This is a genomic window from Psychrobacillus psychrotolerans, assembly GCF_900115805.1.
Taxonomy (GTDB): domain Bacteria; phylum Bacillota; class Bacilli; order Bacillales_A; family Planococcaceae; genus Psychrobacillus; species Psychrobacillus psychrotolerans.
In genome coordinates this window covers 58,009-71,615 of the sequence record NZ_FOXU01000011.1, presented here as the reverse complement: position 1 = coordinate 71,615, position 13,607 = coordinate 58,009, and the positions used below count along the sequence as shown (strand labels likewise).

Annotated in this window: 13 protein-coding genes; all 13 read right to left on the bottom strand. The window is 38.5% G+C overall.

Annotated features, from left to right (window positions below; all coding sequences use genetic code 11):
• Nucleotides 1-285 precede the first annotated feature (285 nt).
• Complete coding sequence (dmpG, locus tag BM260_RS16950; RefSeq protein WP_093538542.1) at nucleotides 286-1,287, bottom strand: 4-hydroxy-2-oxovalerate aldolase; 1,002 nt, start codon at nucleotides 1,285-1,287, stop codon at nucleotides 286-288.
• Nucleotides 1,284-2,168: an acetaldehyde dehydrogenase (acetylating) gene (locus BM260_RS16945; RefSeq protein ID WP_093538541.1), complete on the bottom strand. Its 885-nt coding sequence runs from the start codon at nucleotides 2,166-2,168 to the stop codon at nucleotides 1,284-1,286. The genes dmpG and BM260_RS16945 overlap by 4 nt, the downstream gene beginning before the upstream one ends.
• A 13-nt stretch (nucleotides 2,169-2,181) precedes the next feature.
• Nucleotides 2,182-2,952, bottom strand: a complete 771-nt coding sequence (locus BM260_RS16940; protein ID WP_093538540.1) for a 2-keto-4-pentenoate hydratase — start codon at nucleotides 2,950-2,952, stop codon at nucleotides 2,182-2,184.
• A gap of 15 nt (nucleotides 2,953-2,967) precedes the next feature.
• Nucleotides 2,968-3,438, bottom strand: a complete 471-nt coding sequence (locus BM260_RS16935; RefSeq protein WP_093538539.1) for a flavin reductase family protein — start codon at nucleotides 3,436-3,438, stop codon at nucleotides 2,968-2,970.
• A 12-nt stretch (nucleotides 3,439-3,450) separates the two neighbouring features.
• Entirely contained in the window at nucleotides 3,451-4,401 is a 951-nt protein-coding gene (locus BM260_RS16930) for a VOC family protein (RefSeq protein WP_093538538.1), read from the bottom strand.
• 27 nt (nucleotides 4,402-4,428) lie between these two features.
• Nucleotides 4,429-5,385, bottom strand: coding sequence for a VOC family protein (locus tag BM260_RS16925; RefSeq protein WP_093538537.1), 957 nt, complete (start codon nucleotides 5,383-5,385; stop codon nucleotides 4,429-4,431).
• A 109-nt stretch (nucleotides 5,386-5,494) separates the two neighbouring features.
• Nucleotides 5,495-6,454 carry an SMP-30/gluconolactonase/LRE family protein gene (locus BM260_RS16920; protein WP_093538536.1) on the bottom strand — a complete coding sequence of 320 codons (960 nt, stop codon included), beginning with the start codon at nucleotides 6,452-6,454 and terminating at the stop codon, nucleotides 5,495-5,497.
• Between the two features lie 175 nt (nucleotides 6,455-6,629).
• Nucleotides 6,630-7,838: an acyl-CoA dehydrogenase family protein gene (locus BM260_RS16915; protein ID WP_093538535.1), complete on the bottom strand. Its 1,209-nt coding sequence runs from the start codon at nucleotides 7,836-7,838 to the stop codon at nucleotides 6,630-6,632.
• A gap of 78 nt (nucleotides 7,839-7,916) precedes the next feature.
• Nucleotides 7,917-8,786, bottom strand: a complete 870-nt coding sequence (locus BM260_RS16910; RefSeq protein WP_093538534.1) for an alpha/beta fold hydrolase — start codon at nucleotides 8,784-8,786, stop codon at nucleotides 7,917-7,919.
• Between the two features lie 12 nt (nucleotides 8,787-8,798).
• The gene (gene tcuA / locus BM260_RS16905) at nucleotides 8,799-10,286 is read right to left on the bottom strand and encodes an FAD-dependent tricarballylate dehydrogenase TcuA (protein ID WP_093538533.1); all 1,488 of its coding nucleotides are present in this window, start codon (nucleotides 10,284-10,286) and stop codon (nucleotides 8,799-8,801) included.
• A 42-nt stretch (nucleotides 10,287-10,328) separates the two neighbouring features.
• Nucleotides 10,329-11,183, bottom strand: a complete 855-nt coding sequence (locus BM260_RS16900; protein ID WP_093538532.1) for an alpha/beta fold hydrolase — start codon at nucleotides 11,181-11,183, stop codon at nucleotides 10,329-10,331.
• A 15-nt stretch (nucleotides 11,184-11,198) separates the two neighbouring features.
• On the bottom strand, nucleotides 11,199-12,149 hold the full coding sequence (locus BM260_RS16895; protein ID WP_093538531.1) for a VOC family protein: 951 nt from the start codon (nucleotides 12,147-12,149) through the stop codon (nucleotides 11,199-11,201).
• Between the two features lie 107 nt (nucleotides 12,150-12,256).
• Nucleotides 12,257-13,456, bottom strand: a complete 1,200-nt coding sequence (locus BM260_RS16890; protein ID WP_093538530.1) for an acyl-CoA dehydrogenase family protein — start codon at nucleotides 13,454-13,456, stop codon at nucleotides 12,257-12,259.
• Between the last annotated feature and the right edge of the window lie 151 nt (nucleotides 13,457-13,607).

The window sequence follows — 13,607 nt, the reverse complement described above, 5'->3', positions numbered from 1 at the left end:
ATCAAACAAAAACTCAATGGGATGAGCCCCATTGAGTATCGCTTAAACTATGAAAAAGCTGCATAATAAGAGTACAACTTTTGGGGTTCATATCATAGCGCGAGCTGAAGACCCTGGACTGAGCATCGCGAGGGAAGCGGCTGAAGCCGTGCCCACGGAAAGCGTCCGCTCGGAGCGGAAATCAACGGCATACCAAAAACCAATGTTCATGGCACATTTTTATATACTTCTTATCTATTAAAAAGCTGTACAGATGAGTGTTCCTCTGCACAGCTTCTTGGTTTGTTATTTTGTAGCTCTTATGGATTGTGCAACTTCATAAATCATATCCTCTTGTCCACCTACCGTTTTTCGGCGACCAAGCTCTACTAAAATGTCTCGCTCATCTACTCCAAACTGCTTTGCGGCTTTTTCAGTATGAAGTAAGAAACTTGAATACACACCAGCATATCCCATCATTAAACTAGACCCACTAATTTCTTGAGGACGTAGCATCATAGGTGCCATGACATCATTAGCAACATCTATAATGTCATATAAATGAACGCCGGTGGCAATATTTAAACGATCTAATACAGCAATGATAGCTTCCGTTTGCGTGTTTCCACTCCCTGCTCCTAGTGCACGTAAAGAACCGTCAATATATGTAGCACCAGCTTCTATGGCCGCTAATGTATTAGCCATCGCTAGCGACAGATTATTATGGGCATGAAAACCAATCTCACAACTAACATGCTCTTTTAAAGCCCGAATCCGCTCTGTTACTTCATGTGGCAATAAATAGCCTGCTGAATCAGTTACATATACGATTTCAGCGCCGTAACTTTCAAATAATTTCGCTTGTTCTATAATTACTTTAGTATCTGCCATATGTGCCATCATTAAAAAGCCTGCTGTTTTCAGACCAAGCTCTCGACTTAGATTAATATGTTGAGCAGCTACATCAGCTTCTGTTACATGTGTCGCCACACGTGCCATTTTAGCACCTACACTTACAGCATTTTGCAAATCACCTTTAACACCAATACCTGGGATTAATAAAACAGCAACTTTTGAAACACTACATTCATCCACTGCTGCCTCAATTAGTTTTAATTCATCCACTGCTGATAGACCGTATTGTAAGCTGGAACCCCCTAAACCATCTCCATGAGAAACTTCAAAGTATTCTATACCCGCCTTATTCAAACCACGAGCAACTGATCGAACTTGCGCTTCTGTATACGAATGTTGCATCGAATGACTACCATCACGTAAAGTAACGTCTAATACATGCACATCTCTCATACACGAATCCCTCCATTTACATGGTTTTTAGCTATCTCATTTGCAACCCGCGCAGCCGCTGCAGTCATAATATCTAAGTTACCAGAGTACTTTGGAAAGAAGTCACCCGCTCCTTCAACTTCTACAAAAATGGATACTTTTTTTCCATCAAAAATGGGTTCGCCTCTTAAACGATAACCCGGAACATATGATTGGACCTCTTTAACCATTTCTTTAACGGACTCAATAATTTCTTGTTCCTTACCTTCTTCGGCTAATAACGCATGCACCGTATCACGCATAATAATAGGTGGTTCCGCTGGATTTAAAATAATGATGGCTTTCCCTTTTTTCGCTCCACCGACTACCTCGATTGCACGTGCAGTTGTATGTGTAAACTCATCAATATTTGCACGTGTTCCAGGACCTGCACTTTTACTCGCTACAGTTGCTATAATTTCTGCATAGTCAACTTGGGTAATACGATTAATGGCATAAACCATCGGTATTGTAGCTTGTCCACCACATGTCACCATGTTGACATTATCTGCTTCAATATGTTGCGTTAAATTTACTGATGGCACAGTAAATGGACCAATCGCAGCAGGGGTTAAATCAATCATCCTTTTTCCAGCTGCTTTGACTACTGCATAGTTTGCCTCATGTGCATATGCACTTGTTGCGTCAAATACAATATCAACTAATTCCATTTGATCACGCAAGCCTTCAATACCATTTTCAATAGTTGTATATCCGCGCTCTTTTGCTCTGCGCAACCCTTCAGAAGCTGAATCGATACCAATCATCACTGACATTTGTAAATAATCACACCGCTCAACCTTATACATTAAATCCGTCCCAATATTACCTGAACCGATAATTCCTACTTTTAATTTTGACATAATGTCACCTCTTTTATGAAAATGCGACACGGACAGTGCCGTACGTTCCGAAATCTGCTTCAAAAGTATCACCTGCTTCAAACGTTACCGCTGCAGTAATAGCTCCCGCTAAAATGAATTGTCCTGCTTTTAATGTAATATCATAATCGCTTAACATATTCGCAAGCCACGCTACAGCTTTTGCTGGATTCCCCATTACTGCACTACTTATACCTTTGTCAAATACTTCACCGTTACGCTTTGCAACCAATTCAATTGTCTCCAACCCTTGTAAATCCACTGCTGTACGCATTTTACCAATAACTGCTCCTGCAGAAGATCCATTATCAGCGACAGTATCTTGAAATTGAAATTGCCAATTTTCTATTCGACTATCAATAATCTCAATTGCGGGTGCAATTGCCTCTGTTGCAGCTATAACATCTTGTTCTGACACATTTGGTCCTTTTAAATCTGCTTTTAAGAAAAAGGCTAGTTCGAATTCAACTTTAGGTTGCAAAAATTGTTGAATATTAATCGGTTCTTCTTCGGTGTACACCATCGTATTTAAAATATGCCCAAAATCAGGCGTCGTCACCTTAAACATATCTTGCATTACTTTACTTGTTAACCCAATCTTCATGCCCACAACTTCGGCTCCTGCTTCTGTTTTATCTTGAATTTGAAGAAGCTGAATACGATAAGCATCGTCAACTGAAATATCAGTTGACGATGTAAATGGGGCAATCGGTTGCTTATTCATTTCAGCTAATCTTAATAATTGTGCTCCTTGCTGAATATCCACCGATGTTTCCCCTCCTTATACTGGCACTGTCTCTAGTGAGCGATATTTCCCTGCATAGAACAATAATGGCTCTCCATCTTGTACACGAATATCGCGAACTTTACCAATAAATAAGGTATGGTCCCCTTCGATATATTCAGTAACTACATCACAACTTACTTGCGCTAGAGCATTTGGTATTACTGGAATATCTGCTAATGTTTCAAAAGTTACTTCACGATCTTCTTTTATTTGTCCTGCAAAAATCATCGACTGTTCCTGCTGATTTGCAGCTAAAATATTGACGGCGAAAATGCCACTTTCTTTGATCCTTGACAGACAACGTGCGTTTCCTCCGATTGAAATTACCACTAATTTCGGATCAAGCGATACGGACATAAATGCATTCGCTGTCATTCCATGTGGCTGTCCTTCATGTAGCGTTGTAATAACTGTCACACCTGTTGCAAATTTCCCCATTGCATCACGGAATAAACGATCTTCCATTTTCCATTCCCCCTACGCTTTAATTGTTGGATTATTTTCCGTTTTGGAATCCATTTGGTCGCCCCAATAAGTAAACCCAATATCCATTTCATCTAATGTCCAGCGAATCGGCTCCCAATCTGGTTCGAATATTAAGTAACCATTTGTAAAGATTTCAAGACGAACGCCACTACCTGGGTCAATGGCATAAATATACATAGCTTGAGAAATCCCATGTTTTCCAGGTCCTTTAAAGTAAATGCCGTTTTCTTTTAAAATATCTGCTGCGCGCAACAAATCTTGCGCATTATCTAACCAATATGCAATATGATGCACTTCATGTGTAGATGGTGCGTTCGGGTCAAAACTGACGGCAATATCATGTACAAGTGGAGTTACACTCATCCATGCTCCTAAGTAGCTACCATCTGGAGCTTCAATATATTCACGTAAATTAAAGCCCATTTGTTCTTGTAAAAAGTCGGCAAACTCTTTAGTAGGTAAGGAAGATAATAAATTTACGTGGTCAATACGTCTTGGTGATACCCCACGATTCCATGAGCGATGCGTTTGGTTTTTTAGTACCGAACGCGTTTCAGCTGATGCTAATGTTTTTTCCATTTCAAAGTAAATTTCGAACGTATGCTGACTCGGTGTTTTGAAGCGGAATGCTTTTCCTTGCCCAGCTTCTGTACCTGGTTCAACCCATTCAATTTCCGTACCGTTAGCTTTTAAAGATTCCGCAAATGCATCAACGTCTTCTTTACGCTTTGTACGCCAGGCAATATGATCTAAGCAAGATTCCTCTCCCGCACGAATTGATAATGTATGATGTTCAAAATCTCCCCATGCACGTAGGTAGTGAACCCCGTTTACTACTTCTGTTTCTTCTAAACCAATTACTTCTTTAAAGAACCATAATGATTTTACTAGGTCTGTACTCACTAATCCAAAATGTCCTAGTTTTGAAATTTCTGGTTTCATATGCTATACCTCTCCTTTTAACGTTAGTTATCTTGCTTCGATTGTAATATTATTTAACTCTTTATCTTGCACACTATCGCCCCAATATGTGTTTCCTACAGTTAACTGTTCGTCGCGTGTCCACTCAATTGGCTCCCAATCCGGTTCGAATATTAAATAGCCGCCTGTGAACAGTTCTACACGACATCCACTTCCTGGATCCATTACATATAAATAAATTGCTTGCGATATACCATGTTTACCTGGACCAATAAATGGAATACCTTGCTCTCTTAAAATGTCTGCTGCTCGTAAAATATCTTGTGAATTGTCTAACCAATAAGAAAGATGATGTAGACGTGCTTTTGATGGTAAAGCTGACTTTTGTACTAGTGCAACATCATGCACAAGAGATGTTACACTCATCCAGCCAGCTAAAATGCCTTCATCCCCTTTTACATATTCACGCAAGTTAAAGCCTAATGTATCTAGTAAGAAATCAAATGTATGATTAGCATTTGTAGATGTATGAATGTTCACATGGTCAATACGACGTGGCGATATACCTTTTCTATGTGCTTGATATACTTGGTTTTTTAAAATAGATTTGTATTCTGATGCAGCTTCAGGTTTATCTACATCATAATAAAACTCAAATGTATGACCGCTTGGCAATTGAAAACGAATCGTATTTCCAATACCAGGTGTTGAACCCATTGGAAATTCTTCCACTACTACGTTTGCTTCTTGCAGAAGTTTCTTAAATCCTAAAACACAATCTTTAGTTTTCGTCCTCCACCCAATCCATTTTACATATGAGTCCTCACCTTGTTCGATGCTTAACGTATGGTGCTGGAAGTCACCCCATGCCCGCAAATAATGTACTCCGTCGATTTCTGTTGTTTCTTCTAAACCAATGACTTCTTTAAAAAACTTTAAGGACTGATCCAAGTCTGTACTAACTAATGCTACATGCCCTAATTTTGCAATTTCCGGTTTCCCCATTCTCAACCCTCCGCTAACTAGCTAATGTCTAACTCTCTGAACTTATATTTATCATATAAAAAGAAAGCGGTTTCAGTTAGAGCTCTTTTTATCTATAAATCCATTTTTTTTAAACAATTTTTATTGAATTTCTTTGCATGACAGGCACTACAAATTGTTCAATACCTACACTATGTATAGGAACTTCTAATAAATAGCCTGCCATAGGCTCATTAGTTGTAGCAGCCTGTGATATTGGATCCCTAGCTGTTGTAATATAAAGCATATCTAAATTCTCCCCACCGATGACGCAAGATGTAACATGCGTAACGGGCAATAGAATTTCATCTAAAATTTGCATCGTTGTTGGATTTAAACAAATTATGCGCGTTGGCTTTTTACTTTTTTTAGCGATAAGCCCTCCCTGATACAATGCCATCCATAAGTTACCTTGGGCATCAATCGTCATTCCACCTGGAAACCCTTCTAACATTTCAGATGTGTAGACTACGCGTTGAAATTCTAATATACCTTCCTCCAAAAACTTATATTCAAAAATAGATTGTTTAGCTGAATCGATATGAAAGAATGTATTTGTTTCTGTTTGCCAAGCTAAACCATTTGATGATGCAATATTTTCAAGCAATATTTGTATTTCCCCATTTGGGCTAATACGATATAACTTTGAATTATGAAAAGGATAATCGGACATCGCAGTCGGTGCTGTTTCTCTAAACTTTTTAAAAAATCCATCTGATGAACCAACCCATATGTAACCGTCAGGACCACATTTCGCATCATTTAAATAATGCATTGTACTTAATCCAGTAGGGAAGGTGAAAGGCTTTTTAGTCCCCATTTTAAAGTTAATTTTGTATAAACCATCTTTATACACACCGATAAATTCTCCGTCTTCTATTGGCACGATTGCTGCAATAGGGCCCATAGCATCATAAACATGTTCTTCTTCGGATGTAGGATAGTATGTAATAATTTTTTGTGCGCTAATATCTAACCATATGACACCGAACTGCTTATGCCAGATAGGATTAACTGCAAAATCAGCTTCATAATGACCACATCTTTTCATCTTTTTACCTCCTAAAAATGTTGATAAGAAAAACCGGGCAATAAACACCCGGTCCTTCAATAAAAAAGGCGTAGATTGGCCATTGATTTCCGCTCCAAGCGGATGCTTTCTTATCTTTTTAAAAAAAGAGAAAAGTCTTAAACCTTTTCTCTTCACGTTTAGCTATATTTAATTTTTATGCAAAATACGTATTCGGCTCCAGATCGCAAAGAATTCGTCCATGTGTTTCTAGGAGTGAACTCGGTGTTATAAATGCGTGTAAGTGCATCGTTATGAAGTCTCGGTAGAATGCTTGGAATACATTGCTGTTGTATGCAAACACTGAACCCGCTCCAGCAAGCATCAAATCAAAGGATTCTTTACATAATTGATTGGCAAAACCGAATTCAGCTTTCATACGAATGCTTTCTTTTTGACTGAATACTTTTCCTTCATGAGAATATCCGTCGAGTTTATTAAGCACATCGATAAACATTAAACGGGCTGCCTCAATTTTCATTTCCGCTTCTGCAATTTGTAAATGCGTAATTGGTGCCTCGCTCATTTTCTGATAGAAGGTATTGCCAATACCCGCCTTCATGACGCGCTCCATGTGTAAATCGAACCCACCTAGAGCAAGCCCTAAAGTTGGTGCTACAATGGATAATGTTAGCGATGGAACAAATGGTGTCCGGTATAGCGGCTCATCTTTTAGTTCATCTATAATATAATGACCTTGGACCGCTAAACGATCTAGTGATACCCGATGGTCTGGGATAAATACATTTTCCATCACGATACTATTACTACCTGAACCTTTTAACCCCACTACATCCCAGTCATCTAAAACAGTGACATCTTGACGTGGAACGATGAAAATAGCCATTTCTTGTCCACCTTTACCATCATCAACAGGTGCACCCGAATAAAACCAATCTGCGTAAGGAGATCCAGATACGAATGGCCACTGTGCTTTTTTGACTAAGTAGCCTCCCTCGACACGCTCTAAATCGATATGAACTGGTTTGAAGTTTCCAGCTAGAATCACATCATTATCGCGATTTTCTCCAAAGATTTCAGTTAAGGCTTTTCGACCGAAAGCGTAAGAAACCATATAGTCTCGAATGTTACTTAAAGTTACAAACCACCCAGCTGAACCATTCCCACGTGAAATTTCTGTTACCACTTCAAAATAAGTACGCATATCTGTTTGAAAACCACCGAACATTTTTGGTCGTAGTACTTTTAATAATCCTTTATCACGAATCATTTGAACAATTTCATCAGGTATTTTACTCGTTTGATCGATTTCTAAAGTCGCATCTCGTAAAACTTTTTGCATTGATCGTGCGTTTTCAATCAGCATTTCGCGTACTTCAGTTTGTTGAACTGTTGTTTGTGTCATAAGTGCCACACTCCTTTTTATTGTGCATCATAGAAGATCAAGTAATCAGCCAAATATTTTTAACATGAATATATTAACTTACGCTTTCACAGGTTCTGATTTTAAGGGAACACTTTTTTGAAAGAAATGTTTTGTTGCATGTAAAAACTCTTCACGTTGTTCAATCATTGCCCAGTGACCACATTTTTTAAATACATGCAATTCACAATTTGGTAAGTGATCTAATGCATACAAACTACTTTGTAACGGAACAAAACGATCAAAATACCCATGAATTAAACAAAACTCATTTTGCATACGTTCGAAGGCTGTTTGAGGAATTAACATATCAGTTAAGCTAGATTTAGTGAAATTTTCCCGATATGAACGATAAATTTCTGGGCGTTGGAACATTTCAAAACGCTCTTCTACCACATCATCAACAAAGTCTTTCATACTCTCAATGTCATACACAAACCACGATAATAAGTTGCGTAAGTTTTCTTTTGTAGGATCTAAATGGAAGTTAGCTAACTTCATTAGCTCAACTGTTGGCTCTTTTAATAACACACCGGCACCCATTAATACATTTTTCGGGAATCGCTCTGGGGCTGCCATATTTAAATACATTGCAATTACGCCACCTAGAGAGTTTCCTACTAAATGAGCTTTTTCAATTTTTAATGTATCCATTAAATCTAAAACTTGTTTTACACGTTTTGACATCCATTGGACGCCATTTTCTGGATATTCAGTTGGATGATCAGTATCACCAAACCCTAGTAAATCTGGTGCTACAACATGATAATCTTTCGCGTAATCTTCAATCACATGTTGCCAATTCGCTTTTGCTCCAGCTCCTGGCCCTGACCCATGCAATAAAATCACCGTTTCTTTATTTCCTTTACCAGATTCATAGATAAATGTTCCAAAATCCCCTGTTTGTACTTTATGTGCTTCTAAAGCCATACAAATTCCCCCTTATTTCACTTGATATTCTGCTTGAACATATTTCGCTGCTTGGCTGCCGGCAATTTTACCGAATACAGAACCTGATGTAAGGCCAGCACCCCCTGGATAATTGTCATAATATATACCACCTACAATTTCACCAGCTGCATATAAGCCTTCGATTGGAGTTGTATCTTCATGTAATACTTGTGCTTTTTTCGTAATGTGTAGACCCCCGTAGGTAAACGTAATGCCGCAACCAATGGCGTATGCTACAAATGGTCCTTCATTAATCGGGAGGGCCCAGTTTGATTTTGGTACTCTTAAGCCTTCTGTACCTTTACCATCTAACATATTCGGATCAAATGGGACATCCATTACCGCTTTGTTGAAGTTTTCTACTTCTGTCAAAAAGCCCTCGTGGTCTACATCACCCATCAGTTCCACAAGTTCTTCTAATGTGTTGGCTACTACCTTTGAGACAGAGCGACCTTCATATTCTTCTCTTAAAAAGCGTTTGCCTTTTGTATCAAACACTTGCCATGCATATTGCCCAGGTTGCTTTAAAATTTCTTTTCCGATTTTGGCATACGTATAATTCCGGAAATCCTCACCTTCATCGATAAAGCGTTTACCTTCTTTATTTATAAGAATGCCAAAGGGGTAGCTTAATTTTTGAAAGCCTTCTTTGAAATTCGGCAAATACCGATCGCCACCAACTGCATGTGCACCAGACCAATTGCCAATCGTTCTTGCTCCCACATCGATGGCCATTTTTAAACCTGTTCCTGTATTAAACTTGCACCCGCGCGTATGAACGCTATCCCAACCAGGTCCTAAGTACTTTGTACGCATTTCTACATTCGCATGAAAGCCACCACTTGCAAGTACAACCGATTTACATTGAATATATGCATCTTGTTTTTGCTCACGAATATAAATTCCCTGAATTCGTTTATTCGCTATATCCAACTTAACGCCAGAGGTATTATATAAAATTCGAACACCCAATCGAATTGCCTCCTGATGAAGGGCATCTACTAGCCCTTTTCCTCCACCAACTGCTTCTAATACCATGCCGCCCCAAAATTTGAATATTCCATTTATTTTAAAGGCTTGACGTCCATAAATAGGAATCCATTTCACTTGGTGAGAGGTTAACCACTGCATTACTTTGTAGCTTTCTTTTGCCAAGATATTAGCTAAATCATAGTCTGTTCGATAATTGGAGAGGCGACTCACATCTTCAAAAAATTGCTCTTTTGTATAATCTCCAAAGTCTGTCATGGAAAATTCCTCATCGGTCATCTCTGGCAAAAGTGCTCTAACTTCTTCACCATTGTTATAAGCAAAACGCATTGAACCATGAGTGTATGTGGTGTTGCCACCTTTTTCCTCCTCTGAGGAAATTTCTAAAACTATGACCTCACTCCCTTGTTCCGCAGCAGCAATGGCTGCGCACATGGCTGCATTGCCTGCACCTACTACGACTACATCTGCTGCCCATGCTTGTGACATCAGGACATCTCCTTTTTGAAAGCGCTTTAAATTTTAAAGTCTTTATATTAACCTATTAAAAAATTGTTGAATTAAATAATTAAATTCATCTTTTTTCTCAATTTGAGTCCAGTGACCACATCGGCTAAAAACATGCAGCTGTGCATTTCCCAAATGTTCTAATAAATAGTAACTGGATTCAATCGAGCATACTTTGTCATCTCGACCATGTACCAGTAAAATTGGATGTTGCAGTCTATTTAATGCGACTGTTGGAATCGGTACCGCTGCCGTAGCAAAAATAGAATTATTCGAACGTTTGACTTCTTCTCTCATTGCATTTTCAAATCTTGGCTTCGTCACTTCATCAATGACTGGTTGCATTGCCTCTTTATCATATACAAACCATCCCATAATCTGCTGGAGGCGTTTTTCAGATGGGCTATCATAAAAGTTTTTAGCACGTGCCAGCTCTAAACTTAACTTTGTATTTGGCGTTCCTCCTGGTCCCATTAATACAATGCGATCAAAGCGCTCTGGATATTCAACAGCTAATTCTAAAGCGATTGAGCACCCTAATGAGTTGCCAACAATATGAACTTTTTCTAATTTGTAATAATCCATAATTTCTATCACTTGTTCCATCCAGCAGTCCATCCATGCTTGACGGTTTTTTAACGGTACGTCTGGATGATCGCTTTGAGCAAAACCATATAGATCTGGAGCTAAACAATGAAACTGTGACCCACAATCATTTAACGCATATTTCCAGTTTGCAATGGAGGTTACTCCTGGTCCTGATCCATGTAAAAATATAATCGTTTCTGGATGTTGTTGACCTGATTCATTCATCCATGTGGTGTATTTGCCTGTTGTTATTCTTTGTGATTTAACAGTTACTTCTGTCGTTACTTGCATATATATACCTCCCCTTTATGCTTCAATTGTTGGAAGAATGAGCTCATTCCCTGTAATGCTATCGCCCCAAAATGTATTGCCAAGTTTACGCTCTTCTGGTCTCCATACAACTGTTTCCCAGTCCGGCTCAAAGATTAAATAGCCACCTGTAAAGAGTTCTACACGACATCCACTGCCTGGATCAATGACATATAAATAAGTAGCTTGTGAAATACTATGTTTACCTGGTCCGATAAATTGTAGTTTAGATTCTTTTAGAATATCTGCTGCTCGTAAAATATCTCCTACATCATCTAACCAGTATGAAATATGGTGGAATCTTGCGGTCGTTTCTAACTTTTTATGTGTTACCAAAGCGATATCATGAACAAGTTCCGTTACACTCATCCATCCTGCTAGTAATGCACCATCTTCTTCTTGAATGCATTCATTAATGCGGAATCCTAGTTCATCTACAAAAAATGCATACACGCTTTTTGCATCAGCACTTGTATGAATATTGATGTGATCCAAACGTCTAGGTGAAATTCCCTTGGCCCAAGATTTATATGTTTGATTTTTAAGAACCGATTTGCGGGAATCCTCTACTTGAGGACGCTGGATATCATAATATAATTCAATACGATGACCAGATGGTGCAGTAAATCGAATTGCTTCTCCAATACCAGCTGTTGTCCAAGCAGGTACATTTTCTATTTCATAGCCTTTTGCAGATAACTGCTGTTCGAATAATTCCACGTCTTCTTTTCTTTTTGTGCGTAAACCAAAATGTGTCACCTTTCCAGTTTCACCAGGGCTAAGAACTAAACTGTGATGTTCAAAGTCACCCCAAGCGCGAAAATAATAACTATCGCCGATTTTGTTAGTACATTCCAGTCCTATTACTTCTTGAAAAAAGTTAACGGATGTCTCCATATCTGAGGTTTGCAATGACACATAACCTAACTTCGCAATTTTTGGATTCATTCACTAACTAACTCCTTTCTTTCTTTAATGCTATTTTAATAGAAGTAGATTCTTCAAAACTATGGAAAAAACAGTTGAAAAACAAATCATTCTTCATTGGTTTTTACTTAATAGCGAATTGCATTTGGCTCTAGCCCTACTAATAATCGACCATAATTTTCACGTGTTATAACAGGAGATAAAGAACGATGAGAATGCATCGTCATAAAATCACGAATTAACCGTTGCATTGGACTTTGGTCGTATACAAAACCTGAACCACTAGCAGCAAGTAACTCATCCATCGCTTCTTTTAATAATTCGTTCGCATAACCGATATCTGTTAGCGCTTTCAAACGAAGCTCTTTTGGCATAATTTCTTGCTTATCTGCCCACTCATCCATACTTTTAGCTAAATTCATTAAGTACATTTCAGCTGTTTCCACTTTTATTGTTGCTGTTGCAAATAATGTATGTGTGCTTGCTGCATCTTTAATCATCTTCACGCCCATATGCACAGCTGTACGATAAGGCAATCCCTTTTTAAAGTTCTCAAGCATTTCTTGCACAACCCCTAATGCCGGTAAGCCTAGCGAAAGAATTAATGCTGGGAATAAAGCGGTACTATATAAAGGAATATCGCGTAAATGTGATGATTTGAAATCTCCGTTTAATACATCGAGATAAGACGTCACACGATTTTCTGGTACAAAGACATTTTTCATACGAACAGCATTACTCCCGGTGCCTCTTAAGCCAAGTGTGTACCAATCATCTTCAATTTCGAGTTTGCTAAATGGGACGGTCATTAACAGTTGCTCCAAAATTTCTCCGTTTTCATCTTTTATATACATGCCAAAGTAACCCCATGTAGCATGCAATGATCCTGAACAAAACATCCAGTGACCTTCTTCGATTAAATAGCCCCCATCTACCTTTTGTACTTTGCATTCTCGAGGCTCGTATACCCCTGCAAAGAGAACATCTTCTGGGTCTTGACCGAAGATTTCTTCATGCGCTTCTTCATTAAATGATTCAGCTACCATTAATTCACGAATGGCACATAATGAAGCAATCCATCCCGTAGAAGCACATGCCTTTGAAATCTCAACAATTACCCTTGCATATGTTTCTACACTTAACTGCAAACCACCATATCGTTTGGGACGTAAGATTTTTATGATACCTGTATCTTTCAATTCTTGAATAGTTTCTTCTGGAATACGTCGTAACTCCTCCGTTATTTTTGCACGCCCACGTATTTTTTCTGCTAGTACTTTTGCTTCATCAATAATCGCAAGCTCATTTTTTGTCAGTACATCTGGCATCGTATTCACTCCTATCTTGTAAGATACGTTAAATGTAACGAAACAAAATTTTGAATTGTACAATGAAAATCGTTGAATTTTAAACTTCAATACCAACAAAAAATACTCAAAATACAGAAATAGTTAATTTTCACTCAATTCGCGCTACCCT